15 protein-coding genes and 1 riboswitch are annotated in these 14854 nt (G+C 46.7%); all 15 genes read left to right on the top strand.

The window, feature by feature from the left end:
• The 15 genes from BM049_RS05020 (at position 1) to BM049_RS04950 (ending at position 14391) form a co-directional block, all read left to right on the top strand.
• On the top strand, positions 1-1026 hold the full coding sequence (locus tag BM049_RS05020) for a 3-oxoacyl-ACP synthase (RefSeq protein WP_091529160.1): 1026 nt from the start codon (positions 1-3) through the stop codon (positions 1024-1026).
• A complete protein-coding gene (locus BM049_RS05015) occupies positions 1019-1900 on the top strand; it encodes a branched-chain amino acid ABC transporter permease (protein ID WP_091529158.1) in 882 nt (293 codons plus the stop codon). Before BM049_RS05020 ends, BM049_RS05015 begins: the two co-directional genes overlap by 8 nt.
• Positions 1900-2958, top strand: a complete 1059-nt coding sequence (locus BM049_RS05010; protein ID WP_091529157.1) for a branched-chain amino acid ABC transporter permease — start codon at positions 1900-1902, stop codon at positions 2956-2958. Before BM049_RS05015 ends, BM049_RS05010 begins: the two co-directional genes overlap by 1 nt.
• A complete protein-coding gene (locus BM049_RS05005; protein ID WP_091529155.1) occupies positions 2945-3754 on the top strand; it encodes an ABC transporter ATP-binding protein in 810 nt (269 codons plus the stop codon). Before BM049_RS05010 ends, BM049_RS05005 begins: the two co-directional genes overlap by 14 nt.
• Before the next feature lie 7 nt (positions 3755-3761).
• Positions 3762-4475, top strand: a complete 714-nt coding sequence (locus tag BM049_RS05000; RefSeq protein WP_091529213.1) for an ABC transporter ATP-binding protein — start codon at positions 3762-3764, stop codon at positions 4473-4475.
• Between the two features lie 30 nt (positions 4476-4505).
• Positions 4506-5783 (top strand): ABC transporter substrate-binding protein, encoded by a 1278-nt coding sequence (locus BM049_RS04995; protein ID WP_091529154.1) that lies wholly within the window; start codon positions 4506-4508, stop codon positions 5781-5783.
• 84 nt (positions 5784-5867) lie between these two features.
• Positions 5868-7205: an acetyl-CoA hydrolase/transferase family protein gene (locus BM049_RS04990; RefSeq protein WP_218147202.1), complete on the top strand. Its 1338-nt coding sequence runs from the start codon at positions 5868-5870 to the stop codon at positions 7203-7205.
• Complete coding sequence (locus BM049_RS04985; RefSeq protein WP_091529151.1) at positions 7180-7992, top strand: alpha/beta fold hydrolase; 813 nt, start codon at positions 7180-7182, stop codon at positions 7990-7992. Before BM049_RS04990 ends, BM049_RS04985 begins: the two co-directional genes overlap by 26 nt.
• Before the next feature lie 64 nt (positions 7993-8056).
• Positions 8057-8668, top strand: coding sequence for a TetR/AcrR family transcriptional regulator (locus BM049_RS04980; RefSeq protein ID WP_091529149.1), 612 nt, complete (start codon positions 8057-8059; stop codon positions 8666-8668).
• Positions 8669-9883, top strand: a complete 1215-nt coding sequence (locus BM049_RS04975; protein WP_091529147.1) for an acetyl-CoA C-acetyltransferase — start codon at positions 8669-8671, stop codon at positions 9881-9883.
• 54 nt (positions 9884-9937) lie between these two features.
• Positions 9938-10051: riboswitch (FMN riboswitch) on the top strand.
• Between the two features lie 227 nt (positions 10052-10278).
• Entirely contained in the window at positions 10279-11373 is a 1095-nt protein-coding gene (ribD, locus tag BM049_RS04970) for a bifunctional diaminohydroxyphosphoribosylaminopyrimidine deaminase/5-amino-6-(5-phosphoribosylamino)uracil reductase RibD (RefSeq protein WP_091529146.1), read from the top strand.
• Positions 11374-12024 carry a riboflavin synthase gene (locus BM049_RS04965; protein WP_091529144.1) on the top strand — a complete coding sequence of 217 codons (651 nt, stop codon included), beginning with the start codon at positions 11374-11376 and terminating at the stop codon, positions 12022-12024.
• Between the two features lie 20 nt (positions 12025-12044).
• Positions 12045-13238, top strand: coding sequence for a bifunctional 3,4-dihydroxy-2-butanone-4-phosphate synthase/GTP cyclohydrolase II (locus tag BM049_RS04960; protein ID WP_091529143.1), 1194 nt, complete (start codon positions 12045-12047; stop codon positions 13236-13238).
• Positions 13239-13267: 29 nt separating this feature from the next.
• On the top strand, positions 13268-13732 hold the full coding sequence (gene ribH / locus BM049_RS04955) for a 6,7-dimethyl-8-ribityllumazine synthase (RefSeq protein WP_091529141.1): 465 nt from the start codon (positions 13268-13270) through the stop codon (positions 13730-13732).
• Entirely contained in the window at positions 13732-14391 is a 660-nt protein-coding gene (locus BM049_RS04950; RefSeq protein ID WP_091529140.1) for an HAD family hydrolase, read from the top strand. The genes ribH and BM049_RS04950 overlap by 1 nt, the downstream gene beginning before the upstream one ends.
• The last annotated feature ends 463 nt before the right edge of the window (positions 14392-14854 follow it).

The following is a 14854-nucleotide window of genomic DNA, read 5'->3' as shown; positions in this document are numbered from 1 at the left end:
ATGACAAATGTAGGAATTGCAGGCATTGGCTTATACCTTCCTGAGAAAACGATGTCTGCAAAAGAGATAGCTGAAGAAACAAAAGGAAGATGGACAGAGGAAGCTGTCAGGGAAAAACTCGGTATCAATCAGATCTATCTTGCTGGTGAAGGCGAAGGGACCCAGGAAATGGGTGCTTTGGCAGCGCTTGATCTGATCGAAAATACAGGAGTAGACCCGAAGGACATCGATGTGATCTTATGTTTTGGGGAAGAGTGGAAAGAATACCCGCTGACGACATCGGCTATTTATATCCAGGACAGGATCGGAGCTGAAAATGCCTGGGGGATCGATGTACAGAACAGATGCTGCACAACGGTCACGGCATTGAAGATGGCCAAAGATATGCTGGTTGCTGATGAGGCTATCGATACGATTTTGATTGCCGGCGGATACAGGAACGGCGATTTGATCGACTACTCTGATCCGATGAACTCGATGATGTATAACCTGTCAGCCGGTGGGGGCGCCCTCCTGCTTAAAAAAAATCACGATGAGAACCTGCTGCTGGGGTCACATATCATCAGCGACGGATCGCTTGCCCGGACGGCAGGGGTGGAAGTCGGAGGGATCGAGAATCCGTATACAGCAGAAAATGTGGAGCACTCGAAGCGGACATTAAAACTACTTGAACCGGTTAAAATGAAAGAACGTCTGAATGATGTTTCCATGATCAACTGGATGAAATGCATCGACCATGCTCTGGAGAAAAGTGAAATGACCCGGGAGGATATCGATTACTTGGATGTTCTGCATATGAAGCGTTCAGGACACAGAGCGATACTGGAAGATTTGGATCTTACTCCGGAGCAGACGGTTTATCTTGAAGACTACGGTCATTTAGGGCAGATCGACCAGATTCTATCCCTGAAAGCTGGTCTGGAACAGGGAAAAATCAGAGAAGGAACGGTTGTCTGTTCGATTGCAGCCGGTATAGGCTATGTATGGGCAGCTGACATCATCAAATGGGGGAAAGCGGATGGCTAACTTTATTGGTGTCTTTTTAAGAAGTTTGGAATATGGAAGTTTTTACGCGTTGTCAGCCTTGAGTATCATCTTGGTCTACAAGACTTCCTACACGACGAACTTTGCTCAGGCTACACTGGGCATGTTCAATACCTTTCTGGTTGCTACACTTGTGATGAGACAGGGATGGAGCCTTTATGCGGCTATTCCCATCGGCATAGTAAGTGCTGTCATATTAGGTGTGCTGATCGATATCGTGATCATAAGGCGAGCGTCTAAAGCCGGGCCCGTCGGAAAACAGATCATCACCCTAGGACTGATTTCCGTTTTTCTCGGACTGACACCCATATTCTTTGGGGTGGATAATCTCTCGCTGCCGCGGTTTATTTCAAGCGGAACGCTGACGATCATGGGGACGCCGTTTTCCTACAACGCGCTCTTCAATATCTTGTTCGGGATCTTCATCATGCTGACCATGTTCGCAACGATCCAGAAAACAAAAATTGGTCTAGCTATCCGCACAACGGCATCAAATGAGACAACGGCACGAATAATGGGGGTGCCGACCAAAACAGTCACTATGGCTGCATGGGCGGTCGCGATCGTTCTTTCGCTGATCAGTGGACTGATGACTGCACCTTATTCTTCCGTCTCACTGACATTTATGAACGATGTACAGATCACAGCCTTTCTGGCAACGGTCGTCGGAGGGTTTGCGACCTTTCACGGGCCGGTCATAGCGGCTTACGGCATTTCGGTTTTGTTGAATATTTTTCAAGTGTATATGCCAAGTGGGACGATCTGGGGCAAACCGCTGCTGTATGCCGTCCTGCTGCTGATCATGTATTTCAAACCTTACGGCATATTCGGTAAACAACGATTGAAGAAGGTGTAATGATGAAAAAAATAATGAAACATCCTTATAGTCAATTTATCCTGCTGGGACTGGTGTTACTCACTTTGCCTTATCTGGCGGAAGCCGGAGCAATAAGAAACAGCACCGTAACGGTAATAGGAACGACCATCATCTACACGATCGCCGCACTCGGGTTGAACGTCCTGCTTGGTTTCTCAGGTCTGATCTCGCTGGGGACTGCCGGTTTCATGGGGCTGGCCGCGTATATTTCAGCTTATGTCACTGAAACGATGGCTTTGCCCTTTGAATTAGCCGTACTGGCTGCCATCGTGATCCCTACACTTTTAGGGATATTGGTCGGCATACTGTCCTTGAAGTTCGAAGGGATTTACCTGGGTATCGCCACACTGGTCGTAGCTGAGATTTTCAGAGAAATCTTTATCAACGTGACGTCCTTTACAGGGGGCGCAACTGGCGCCCTGGCAGGTCGGCCGGAACTTTTCGGCACGTTTCGACTGGATCGCATACAGACGTACTATTTGATCGTAGTCGTTATGGTGCTGATCTTCATCCTGATACACAATTTGACTAAAGGCCATTTAGGAAGAGCATTAAACGCCATGCGAGGGTCCGAAGCTGCAGCTCAGGCTATGGGAGTAAATATTTTCAAGTACCGCCTGATCGCTTTCGGGATCGCGACAGTTTTAGCTTCCGTCTCAGGTGTCCTTTATGTTCACTATGTAGGCCTGTCTTATCCAACGACCTGGAATCTGATGCTGTCGCTGGATTTTCTGGCCATTATCGTCGTTGGCGGGTTCCGATCGATCTTTGGGACATTCATCGGTTCATTCATCATATTTGCCATGAGTGAATTGTTTTTAAAACCCATCCCGGCATTAGCCAACATCACACCCCTGGTAAAAGGGATACTGATCATCATTTTCATCCTCTATTACCCTAATGGGCTGGCTAATATCAAACATCAGGTATCACATTGGCTGGCCAGACGTAAAGGCAAACGCGATGCCTTTGGCCAGACAAAAACTGAGAAGAAAAATTTGACCCGAGCTGAGGTGAGAGAAAATGACACCGTCTAAGACGAAAGAACTGGCACTGAAGATCGAGGATGTATCCATCGCCTTTGGAGGACTGAAAGCTGTAGATGATCTCTCGTTTGCGATAGAACGCCATGAGATTTTCGGTTTGATCGGTCCGAATGGTGCAGGAAAAACAACGATCTTCAACTGTATCACACAATTCTATAAGGCCGACTCCGGAAGAATCCATTTTGTTAATGCCAAAGGAAAAGAAACGAATCTAATGGATCTGAATGTTCATGAAATCATCGATGAAGGCATCGTGCGTACCTTTCAAAACGTGGAACTCATTAGAGAACTCTCGATCATGGACAATGTACTGATCGGTGCGCATCATGTAATGAAACAGCCTTTGCTGGGGCAGCTTTTTAACAGAAAAGCTATAAGGCAAGATGAAGCAGACTCCAGGGAGAAAGCTGAAAAAATACTGGCTTTTCTTGATATTGCTCATTTGAAAGACCTTATTGCAGGGAGTCAGCCGTATGGGGTTCAGAAAAAAGTGGAGATTGCTCGAACACTCATGTCCGATCCGGAGCTCATCATTCTTGATGAACCGGCAGCGGGGCTGAATGATACGGAAACAAAAGAACTGGCCCTACGTATAAAACAGATCAGAGAAACCTACCAGACCACGATACTGCTGGTCGAACATGATATGAGACTCGTCATGGATATCTGCGACCATATCTGTGCGATCTCATTTGGAAAAAGAATAGCAGTCGGTACACCGAAGGAGATCCAGTCGAATCCGGAAGTTCAGAAAGCTTACCTGGGAGAGGAGGGAGAACTTGAGTAAAGAACCTATACTGGAAATCAAAGATCTGGAAGTGCACTACGGTCCGATCCGGGCTTTAAAGGCAATCAATATCACAGTTTATGAAGGCCAGGTCGTGGCGCTCTTGGGTGCAAACGGCGCAGGGAAAACAACGACACTCAGAACACTTTCTGGTGTGATCAAGCCATCTAACGGAACGATCTTATTTAAAGGTGAACGCTTGGATAAACTGGCTCCAGAAAGCATCACTTCGAGCGGGATCAGCCAGTCACCTGAAGGGAGGCAGATATTCGGCGACTTAACAGTAGAAGAAAATTTAAAAATAGGAGCATACATCATCAAAAGCAAAAAAATCCTGAAGGAAAATTTTGAAAAGGTGTACCGCTATTTTCCAGTCCTTAGAGAAAGAAAAAATCAGGTGGCGTCGACCCTTTCCGGTGGGGAACAGCAGATGTTGGCGATCGGACGGGCATTGATGAATAATCCGAAAGTTCTTCTTCTTGATGAACCATCGCTGGGACTGGCTCCGCTTTTAGTTAAAGAGATTTTAGAAATAGTGAACACGATCGCAAAAGATGGTGTGACAGTCGTTATCGTTGAGCAGAATGCAGCGCAGACACTGAAGATCGCTGACTATGCGTATGTACTGGAAGTAGGCTCGATCAGCAAAGAAGGTGAAGCCCATGAGTTGATGAATGACTCCTCATTGGCGGAAGCTTACTTAGGAACGGTTACAAACTAAAAATCAGACAAAAGTCTAGGAGGAAAAAACATGATGAAAGCAAAATGGGCAAGAATTTTAGGAACAGCAGCCGTCGCATTGACATTGGCCGCCTGCGGGAACGGAAACGATGAGACAGATACGAGCGCTGGAGAAGATACAGGGTCTAATGAGACGGAAACAGAAGAAAGCGTGGAACCGGCACAAGGTATTACCGAGGATTCCATCAAGGTCGGAAACTCAGCCGCAACGTCCGGTGCACTGGCACCAGTAGGATCGCCCTTTAACGCAGGTATCCGCGCATATTTTGAAATGGTCAACAATGACGGAGGCGTGCATGGCAGAGAAATCGAATTTGTGCATACTGATGATGAATTCGATCCGGCGATCGGTCGTGCAGCCCTTCAGACTTTAGTGGAAGATGAAGAAGTCTTCGCACTGGTCGGTCACTTCGGCACACCAGTCATTGCAGCAACGATCGATGATATCAAAGACTATGGGATCCCTGCCGTCTATTTTGCAGCGGGTATTGGTCAGCTTTATAATGCACAGGCTGAAGGCAGCGACCGTGTAGCCATGCCGGTCCAGCCCATCTACACGACTGAGGGTGAAATGATGCTTTCCCGCGCAGTGGGTGACTTTGGTGCCGAAAAAGTCGGTGTCATCTACACAAACGATGATGCTGGCCTCGATATGCTGAAAGGTGCAGAACAGAAAGCCGAAGATCTGGGAGTTGAGCTGGTTTCAGAACAGGTCCCTGCAGGAGCAACAGATGTCTCGGCAGCTGTCACCTCTATCGTTAACGAAGACGTCGATTTTGTCATCGGTGCAGCGATTCAGAACACGATCCCGACGATCGTCAAAGCACTTGTCGCTCAAGGCAGTACGGCTGATTTGATCACCTCGTATGTCAACGTTGATGCCAGCATTTCACAGCAGATCTGGAATGACATCGATGGCCAATTCGATGTATACGGCAATGGCTGGGTCGATTTGGAATCAGAAGAATCCTTAGAAAGTTTAGCCATGATGAACGAGTGGATCGATGATGAATACGACAATAATGTTTACGCTATGACAGGCTGGATCGCGGGCCACTTCTTTACTGAAGGGATGGACCGTTTAGGAGAGGAAACACCGACATGGGATGCTTATATCGATGCAATGGAGTCTGAGCCGATCGACAATCCATTCGGTGGAGAAATCGACTTTGGAGACGGACAACGTGTCGGCACTCAGGAAATGAATCTCTCCCGCATAGAAGGCTCAACGGAATGGGTAGTCGTGGAAGAGCTGAAGAGTATCGAAGAAATTTTAGGAAATAATTAATTAGTTTGAATTACAATAGAGGGGCTAGGGAAACCTAGTCCTTTCTTGTAGAAGAGTATAAAAATGGTAAGGAAGGTGTTTATAATGGAGTCAATGAATATCATCACACCAGAAGAAGCAGTGAATCTGGTAAAGTCAAATGATGAGATCGTTACGGGATTAGGCTGTTCAGAAGGACGCAGTTTTATGGAATCCCTCCATCTGGTCGCGGACAAGGTGGAAAATGTATCGGTCACGAACTGTCTGCCTATGAATAAATTCGATTTTATGGAAGAAAAGTATAAAGATGTTTTCTTCATCAATGGCTGGTTCTATTCTCCAGCTGTCAGAGCTTTGCATAGAAACGGGAATGCCAGTTTCATTCCCAACAATCTGCATTTTGCAGCCACCAAACGCTTGGCACATAAACAGCCGTCGATCTATGTCGGTGCGTGTTCAGCTGTGGATAAGCACGGGTTTGTTTCGCTTTCTATGGGTAACACGTATGAAAAGCGGATGATGGATGCAGCAGATATCGTGATTCTGGAAACGAACAAAAAGTTCCCGCGGACATTTGGAGACGTGGACGTGCATGTTTCTGATGTCGACTATTTTATTGAAGCCGATTATGAGGTGCCTGAACTGCCGCATGTCGAGTCGAATGAGAAAGACAAGAAAATCGGACAGTATATTGCAGATTACATTCAAGATGGAGACAATCTGCAGTTTGGGATCGGCGGGATACCTAACGCTGTCGCCGCCGCCTTGTATGACAAGAAAAACTTAGGTATCCATACAGAAATGCTGACCTCTGAAATTGCGAAGCTGGCTCAAGCCGGTGTTATCAATGGTTCAAAGAAAACCCTCCATAAAGGAAAAATCGTTACGACATTCATCATGGGCAACCAGCTGCTCTATGATTTCGTCGATGACAACCCGTCGGTGATGGTCCTTGATGGGAACTATGTCAATCATCCGAGCATTATTGCTCAAAATGACAATCAGGTTTCGATCAACACGACACTGGAGATCGACTTGACCGGCCAATGTGCATCAGAATCCATTGGTCCGATCCAGTATAGCGGGACAGGGGGACAGGCAGACACAGCCCGCGGGGCACAGGACGCAAAAAACGGGAAGTCCTTTATCGCTTTGTATTCCACGGCAATGATCAGGAATAAAGAGACAGGCGAACGCGAAGAAAGAAGCAAGATCGTTCCGTTCCTTACTCCGGGAGCCGTCGTTTCCCTTCAGCGTAACGATGTGGATCATGTCGTAACGGAATATGGCGTTGCAGAATTGAGAGGGACAACGGTCAACGAACGTGTTGAACGTCTCATTGCCATTGCTCATCCTAAATTCAGAAACGAGCTGTGGCAGCAGGCCAAAGAGCTGAATATAATAGGTGGGGATTTAGATGCAATTTACGCTGAGCAGCGGTAAAAAACTGTATTATGAAATGCATGGAAAAGGGGACCCTTTAGTCATATTTAACGGCATCATGATGTCTACAGCAAGCTGGAAGGAATTCGTCGGACCTTTATCGGAACGGAATCAGCTGATACTGATCGACTTTTTGGATCAGGGACAGTCCGATAAAATGAGCGGTCCCTACAGACATGACCTCCAGATCGAAGCGGTCAGAGAACTGCTTGCAGAGGTCACTGATAAACCTGTCAATTTATTCGGGATCTCTTATGGCGGAGAAATAGCCGTTCAGTATGCCCTGCGTTATCCAGCAGCCGTAAAAAAACTCATTTTATTCAACACCTCTGCTGAAACCTCCTATTGGCTGGAAGAAGTCGGCAATGCCTGGAACAAGGCCACCCACGATCCCGAAGCCTATTACTTAACGACGATCCCGTTCATTTACTCCCCTTTGTTCTTTACGGAAAACAGGGAGTGGATGGAGAAGAGAAAAGAGATCCTGCTGCCTCTATTTGGCGATGAGACCTTTATACAAGCAATGATCCGCCTGACGGACAGTTCAGTGGGGTATGATGTAAAGGACAGGTTGTCTGAACTTGATATGCCGACGCTCATTGTCGGTGCCCAATATGATTTCGTAACCCCGTTCTATCAGCAGGAATATCTGAATGATCACATTAAGGACTCTGAACTCATCTATGTGCCGAAAAGCGGGCATGCGATCATGTATGAAAAGCCGCGTTTGTTCGTGAGCATACTGAAGGGGTTTGTCAGTGAAATGAAGACAACCTATGTATTATAGATAGACTTTGACCGTTTTGTGATAAAATGAAAAAAATCTGATTGTTTGTTAAAGGAGAAGTACGATGAAGTATGTCAATCAACCTAAAACAGAAAAAGGCCAGGAGACCCTAGACAAGATCATTCTTGAAGCAGAACGGTTATTCAGTGAGAAAGGGTACTACAAGACGTCGATCAAAGATATTACGAAAGCCGCTGAAGTAGGCATCGGGACATTTTATATTTATTTTGAAGATAAACACAGCCTGTACCAGGCTATTCTGTCAGAATACGGTCACTTTATCAGGAAAACGATCGCTGAGAGTGTAAGGACAGCTGGCACACGTATCGAAGCAGAACGAATGGGTATCGAAACGTTCATCCGCTTAGTCAGGAAACGCCCGTCGATGTATAATGTGATCTGGCAGGCGCTTTACGTGGATAAAAAGTTATTTGTCGATTATTATACTAAATTTTCAGAAAATTATATAAAACAGATCCTGATCGCTCAGAAAAAGGGTGAGATCATAGCAGACTATGATCCTGAAGCCTTATCCTATATGCTGATGGGGATCACCAACTTCATTGGTTTAAGATATGCGATTTTTGATGATCAGACAGACCTTGATCCGATACTGGATGAAGTCATGGATATGCTGGTCAATGGAATCTACCCACATAACGAAAGGATGGAATAAATGAACAGAGTATACATTGCAGGAGCAAAACGCACGCCGATCGGTTCTTTTTTAGGTGCCTTGAAAGGAGTATCTGCTTCCGATCTCGGGAGTTACGCAATCAAAGGTGTCCTTGAACAAAGCGGCATTAGACATGAAGATATCGACGAAGTCGTCCTGGGGAATGTACTTCCCGCAGGACAAGGCCAGGGGGTTGCGCGACAAGCGTCGATCAAAGCAGGGATCCAAGTGGAAGTGCCTGCTTATTCACTGAATATGGTCTGCGGGAGTGGACTGAAAACAGTCATCAATGCCTACCTTGGCGTTAAATCCGGCGAATATCAAGCCATCATTGCCGGTGGGACAGAATCGATGAGTCAGGCCCCCTACCTGATTCCGGGCAGTACGCGATCCGGACACAAAATGGCCGGTTATAAAGTCGGTGATCACATGCTGGATGATGCCTTGACGGATGCGTTTGAAGGCTATCATATGGGTGTCACAGCTGAAAACATCGTTGAACGCTATGGTATTTCAAGAGAAGAGCAGGATACATTCGCGATCACTTCTCAGCAGCGTGCAATCGAAGCCGTGGACAATGGTTCGTTCAAGGACGAAATCGTTCCTGTTGAAACGAAAGTACGGCGCGAGACGGTAGTCGTGGATACAGATGAGTACCCGAACCGTAAAACATCAGAAGAGAAACTGAACGGTCTGCGGCCGGCCTTTAAAAAGGACGGTTCCGTAACGGCGGGCAATGCGTCCGGTATCAACGATGGCGCCAGTGCGACACTAGTTGTCGGGGAAGAATATTTGAAGGCCAATGACTTGAAGCCGCTGGTCGAAATCGTAGCTGTCGGTCAGGGCGGTGTGGATCCGTCTGTCATGGGGCTGGGCCCGACCCCGGCCATCAGGCAGGCTATGAAAAAAGCAGATATCTCATTTGAAGATATCGACGTCTTTGAACTGAATGAAGCGTTTGCTTCACAAAGTCTGGGCGTCATACAGGAGATAACCGAAGAATTCGGTGTTTCTAAAGACTATATGCTGGAACGCACCAATCTGAACGGCGGCGCGATCGCTCTCGGTCATCCGGTGGGGGCCAGCGGGAACCGTATCCTGGTCACACTGATCCACGTCATGAAACAACGCGGACTGAAATACGGTCTGGCTTCTCTTTGCATCGGCGGCGGTATGGGCGTGGCTGTGCTGGTGAAAAATACGGATTCGGAGTAAATATTTATTGACATATACTTAACTCCGTTATATCCTTAAAGGGACAAACAACTAAATAGTCTTCAGGGCAGGGTGCGAGTCCCTACCGGTGGTATAGCCCACGAGCCGCAAGGCAGATTCGGTCAGATTCCGAAGCCGACAGTATAGTCTGGATGAAAGAAGACAGTATCAATGACAAAACTATGAGTCTGAATGGTCCATCAAGGAGCGTTCAGATAAACTGACGTCGTCTTTTTGAATGCCCTGGAATTTTTTATTCCAGGGCATTTTTTATGGGATCAGACTAGAGGGGAAGCCTCTTTTGGGATATAGTTTTTTAAAGTCAAAGACCTATTTGCATTGCCCTGAATCTACCGCGATTCGGGGCTTTTTTAATGCAGTGAAAGGATAAATCAATGGACAGAAAATATATGAAACGTGCACTGGAACTGGCTGAGAAAGGGCGGGGCTTCACTTCGCCCAATCCCATGGTCGGCGCTGTGATCGTTAAAAACGGTCAGATCATCGGCGAAGGGTATCATGAAAAATTTGGCGAGGCCCATGCAGAGGTCAACGCGATCAGTTCAGCCACAGAATCGGTAGAGGGGGCAACGATATATGTCACCCTTGAACCGTGTTCTCATTACGGAAAAACACCTCCGTGTTCGAATCTGATCATCGATAAGAAACTGAAAAAAGTCGTGGTCGCGGCCACGGATCCGAATCCGCTGGTTTCCGGCAGGGGTCTTGAGCGGATAAGAAAAGCGGGTATCGATGTCGTTGAAGGTGTGCTGGAAGCAGAAAGCAATAAGCTGAACGAAGTGTTCAATAAATTCATCACGACCCAGACTCCCTTTGTCCTGATGAAGTATGCCATGTCTTTGGACGGCAAGATAGCCACCCATACAGGGGATTCGAAGTGGATCTCATCTGAGGAGTCCAGAGAACATGCGCATCACCTGAGAGGCTATCTGTCAGGCATCATGGTAGGCATCGGCACGGTCTTGAAAGACGATCCACAGCTCACCTGTCGGGTGCCAGGCTACCCGAATCCGGTGCGCATCGTACTGGACAGTCAGTTGCGTGTTCCGCTTGATTCCAAGATCTTGAAAGATCAGGATGAAGCAAAGACGCTGATTCTTACAACCGAACATGCATCGCTGAGCATGCGACGGGAAATAGAGCAGATAGGAGTGGAAGTCCTGACTGTTCCTGAACAGGATGGGAAAGTGGATCTTGAAAAAGCGCTGGAGATCCTTGGAGGAAAAGGCATAGACAGTATCCTGCTTGAAGGCGGCGGCACCTTGAATGCAGCGGCTTTAGAAGCAGGGATCATCGATAAAGTCAACATCTACGTCGCACCGAAGATCATCGGCGGTGAAGAGGCTATATCACCAGTCATGGGACGTGGTGTCGAAACGATGAAAGAAGCCTATGGCCTGTCAGACATGCAGGTGACTAAAATGAGTGAAGATATATTTGTAGAAGGTTATTTACGGGAGGGACAATGAATGTTTACAGGAATCGTAGAAGAAATCGGTGAACTTAAAAAGGTGAAAAAGGGTGCGAAATCGAGCGAACTGACGATCAAAGCTGATAAAGTCCTTGAGGATACTAAAATCGGCGACAGCATCATGACCAGCGGGATCTGTCTGACGGTCACTAGTATGACGGACAAGGAGTTCACTGTCGACGTGATGTCGGAAACACTAGAGCGGACCTCTTTGGGTGATATGTATAGCGGCAGTAAAATCAATCTGGAACGGGCCCTGAATCTGCAGACAAGGTTAGGCGGACACATGGTCAGCGGTCATATCGACGGGACAGGCATCATTACTGATTTCAAAAAGGATGACAATGCGGTATGGGTCACCGTCAAGGCAGGCCCGGAGCTTTTGCGCTACGTTATTGAAAAGGGCTCGATAGCCATTGACGGGATCAGCCTGACTGTAGCGGCAGTGTCGGATAAAGACTTTAAAGTGTCCATCATTCCGCATACGGCTGATGAAACCACTCTATTGAAGCATGCTGTGGGCGACAGAGTGAACCTGGAAGTCGATCTGATCGGAAAATATGTCGAAAAACTCTTGGGACTGTCTTCTCAAAAAGAGGTCCCAAAATCAGCATTGACGGAAGCATTTCTAAAAAATAACGGATTTTGATAAAGGATAGGAGCGAATAAATGTTTGATAAAATCGAAGACCTGCTGGAAGATTTGAAGCAGGGAAAAAACGTCATCATCGTTGACGATGAAGACAGGGAAAATGAAGGCGACTTTGTGTGTGCCGCTGAATTTGCGACACCTGAAAATGTGAATTTTATGGCGAAATATGCCCGCGGACTGATCTGTATGCCGATGACCAAAGAGTATACAAAAAAACTGGGACTGCCGCAGATGAGTTCACTGAACACGGATGAACATACCACAGCCTTCACTATTTCGATCGATCATGCAGATACAACGACAGGTATCTCAGCAGGTGAACGTTCGCTTACTGCCATGAAAACGGTCGAAGAAGGCGCCACACCCAATGATTTCAAGCGCCCGGGGCATATGTTCCCACTGGAAGCTGTTGAAGGCGGCGTGCTGGCAAGAAATGGTCACACGGAAGCGACCGTCGACTTGATGCGTTTGTCCGGGCTGAAACCCGTTGGCTTGTGCTGTGAAATCATGAATGACGACGGATCGATGGCCAGACGGGATGACCTGTTTAAAGTTGCAGAAGAACATGATCTGAAAATAGGCACGATCACTGATCTGATCGAATATAGAAAAGCCAACGAAGAGCTTATCGTCAGAGAATCAAAAGCCAAGCTGCCGACCAAATATGGTGAGTTTGACATTTATGCTTACGAACACAAATTCACAGGTGAACATCATGTTGCTTTGGTCAAAGGGGATGTCTCTGATGGCGAACCTGTTCTATGCCGTATTCATTCCGAATGCCTGACGGGGGACGTCTTCGGTTCAAAAAAATGTGACTGTGGGGAACAGCTGGAAACAGCTTTAGAAAAGATCGCTGAAGAAGGCCGTGGTGTCCTCGTTTATATGCGTCAGGAAGGGCGCGGCATCGGTCTGGTCAATAAAATCAAGGCGTATGCCCTTCAGGATCAGGGACATGACACGATCGAAGCCAATCTGCTGCTTGGATTGCCGGTGGATGCGAGAGAGTATTACGAATGCAAGCAGATCTTTGACGATCTGGGTGTCAGCCGCTTGAACCTGATGACGAACAACCCGATCAAAATCTCCACACTGGATAAATACGGCTTGAAAATCGAAAACCGTATCCCGATCCAAACGAAAATAACGGATGAAGACAGAGACTATCTTGCCACGAAGAAAAATAAAATGGGTCATTATTTAGATTTGTAAAAAATAAATTTTGGAAGGAATGGATAACAATGAATACGATCGAAGGACAGTTAGTAGGGACAGATTTGAAAATAGGTATCGTTGTCGGACGGTTCAACGACTTTATCGGCTCCAGACTGCTTGAAGGCTCACTGGGGACATTAACGAGACACGGCGTAGAGGAGTCTGACATTGATGTGGCGTGGGTCCCAGGGGCTTACGAGATCCCACTGGTAGCTAAGAAAATGGCAGCTTCAGGAAAATATGATGCGATCATCACTTTGGGCGCAGTGATCAGAGGCGCAACAACACATTATGATTATGTCTGTTCGGAAGTGGCTAAAGGCGTTTCTGCTGCTTCAGATGCAACGGGTGTTCCGGTGATGTTCGGCGTCCTGACGACGGAGAACATCGAACAGGCCATAGAACGTGCCGGCACAAAAGCAGGAAACAAAGGAGTAGATATGGCTGTTGGCGCTATAGAAATGGCTAACTTGCTGAAGAAGCTGTCGTAATGACCAAATTTAAAAACGTCAAGACCATTATCTTTGATTATGACGGGACGCTGCATGACAGCAGCAGGATATACATCCCTGCGTTCAAGCGTGCCTATGCTTACCTGGTTGAAAATGAACAGGCTCCGGAAAAAGTTTTCCAGGATCAGGAGATCACGCGCTGGCTGGGTTACAGTAAAAAAGAAATGTGGGAGCTGTTTATGCCGCATTTAGTGGATGCTCATAAAAACGAGGCTTCGCGTCTGATCGGAGAAACGATGGTCGATAAGATCAGCAGGAAAGAAGCGCATTTATATCCCGATGCGTTAGAAACACTGGCATATCTGAAAGAAAAATACACACTGATTTTTTTGAGCAACTGTTCTATCGATTATATGGAGTCTCATGCGGATATGTTCAACTTGAGAGACTACTTTACCGATATGTACTGCACTGAAATGTATGATTTCAAAAAATCCAAGAAAGAAATCGTGGCGGACTTCAAGCACAAATATCCGTCTGAGTATGCGATCGTCGGAGACAGACATCAGGATCTTGAAGTAGGCGAACTGGATCAGACCTATGCGATCGGCTGTTCTTATGGCTTCGGTCAGAAGGAAGAGCTGGCGCAGGCTGACAATGTGATCAGTGATATAGCGGAACTGAAGAACATGTTTTAATCTGAAAGACGCTCTGACAAAAGTCTCACTTAAACTCTAGTAAGTAAAAAAAGCAACGCTATTTTGTAGACTAATACAAAATAGTGTTGCTTTTTACTTTTTCTCCTTTTGAGAACCGGGACTTTTGTTCCAGCCTCACCCCGTTTTGAGGCTTTGGCAAAGAATATGTCCAACTCAGGAGCGAAGGTGTAGCTGAACGGGTACTGGAAATAACTGGAAGACTAACTGGGCAAGCTGATGGTACTCGAGCTGGTAAGCCTAGGGGAGCGCGTACTAAATCGAGGGGTGAATGCAGATCGAGATGGTATGCATATCTCGACGCATACTTACTCATTGGAATAATTGACATCAAGTTGGTAAGCTTTCATATTCCCGTACCATCTCGATAGAAAAATCATCTTTGAGATAGTAAGCCTAGAACATAGTATACTAGCTCGAACAAATAAATACTAGCCAGTTGGTA

Source organism: Alkalibacterium subtropicum (genome assembly GCF_900112455.1).
Lineage (GTDB): Bacteria > Bacillota > Bacilli > Lactobacillales > Carnobacteriaceae_A > Alkalibacterium > Alkalibacterium subtropicum.
The sequence above is the reverse complement of the archived record's forward strand: the minus strand, read 5'-3'. Positions and strand labels throughout refer to the sequence as shown.

Excerpts from the sequence above, each read along its gene's own strand:
- BM049_RS05020 (WP_091529160.1), top strand. The coding sequence starts at position 1 with ATGACAAATGTAGGAATTGCAGGCATTGGCTTATACCTTCCTGAGAAA.
- BM049_RS05015 (WP_091529158.1), top strand. The coding sequence starts at position 1,019 with ATGGCTAACTTTATTGGTGTCTTTTTAAGAAGTTTGGAATATGGAAGT.
- BM049_RS05010 (WP_091529157.1), top strand. The coding sequence starts at position 1,900 with ATGATGAAAAAAATAATGAAACATCCTTATAGTCAATTTATCCTGCTG.
- BM049_RS05005 (WP_091529155.1), top strand. The coding sequence starts at position 2,945 with ATGACACCGTCTAAGACGAAAGAACTGGCACTGAAGATCGAGGATGTA.
- BM049_RS04995 (WP_091529154.1), top strand. The coding sequence starts at position 4,506 with ATGATGAAAGCAAAATGGGCAAGAATTTTAGGAACAGCAGCCGTCGCA.
- BM049_RS04990 (WP_218147202.1), top strand. The coding sequence starts at position 5,868 with ATGGAGTCAATGAATATCATCACACCAGAAGAAGCAGTGAATCTGGTA.
- BM049_RS04985 (WP_091529151.1), top strand. The coding sequence starts at position 7,180 with ATGCAATTTACGCTGAGCAGCGGTAAAAAACTGTATTATGAAATGCAT.
- BM049_RS04980 (WP_091529149.1), top strand. The coding sequence starts at position 8,057 with ATGAAGTATGTCAATCAACCTAAAACAGAAAAAGGCCAGGAGACCCTA.
- BM049_RS04975 (WP_091529147.1), top strand. The coding sequence starts at position 8,669 with ATGAACAGAGTATACATTGCAGGAGCAAAACGCACGCCGATCGGTTCT.
- ribD (WP_091529146.1), top strand. The coding sequence starts at position 10,279 with ATGGACAGAAAATATATGAAACGTGCACTGGAACTGGCTGAGAAAGGG.
- BM049_RS04965 (WP_091529144.1), top strand. The coding sequence starts at position 11,374 with ATGTTTACAGGAATCGTAGAAGAAATCGGTGAACTTAAAAAGGTGAAA.
- BM049_RS04960 (WP_091529143.1), top strand. The coding sequence starts at position 12,045 with ATGTTTGATAAAATCGAAGACCTGCTGGAAGATTTGAAGCAGGGAAAA.
- ribH (WP_091529141.1), top strand. The coding sequence starts at position 13,268 with ATGAATACGATCGAAGGACAGTTAGTAGGGACAGATTTGAAAATAGGT.
- BM049_RS04950 (WP_091529140.1), top strand. The coding sequence starts at position 13,732 with ATGACCAAATTTAAAAACGTCAAGACCATTATCTTTGATTATGACGGG.